Origin of the sequence: Pontibacter sp. JAM-7, from assembly GCF_048548695.2 — a bacterium.
Lineage (GTDB): Bacteria > Pseudomonadota > Gammaproteobacteria > Pseudomonadales > Balneatricaceae > Neptuniibacter.
On sequence record NZ_JBLYIF020000034.1, the window covers coordinates 1 to 277 of the forward strand.

At 52.0% G+C, this 277-nt stretch carries 1 pseudogene; it reads left to right on the top strand.

Annotated features, from left to right (window positions below):
• Positions 1-52: 52 nt before the first annotated feature.
• Positions 53-277 (top strand): annotated as a pseudogene (locus ACFVYJ_RS13760) (hypothetical protein); the annotation flags it as partial.

Below are 277 nucleotides of genomic sequence, written 5' to 3' on the forward strand. Positions count from 1 at the left end.
GTCTGCCGGAATCAACGTATGATGACCTCATTCAGAATCCGGAGGAGTTGTTATGTCCCATCAGCCTTTGTCTCATCAGTCCGTGTCCCGTCCGTTATCCGGCGGCCAAGCAGCGGAAAAACTGTTACTGGTCGATGATGATACTGAGCTGTGCAGCTTGCTGACGGAATACCTGACTGCGGAAGGTTATCAGGCTGTAGCTCTTACTACCACTCTGATTCTGCAGTTTCTCAAGCGCCTGCTGGGCGTTGTAGGCCGCATCAACCTGATAACCTTC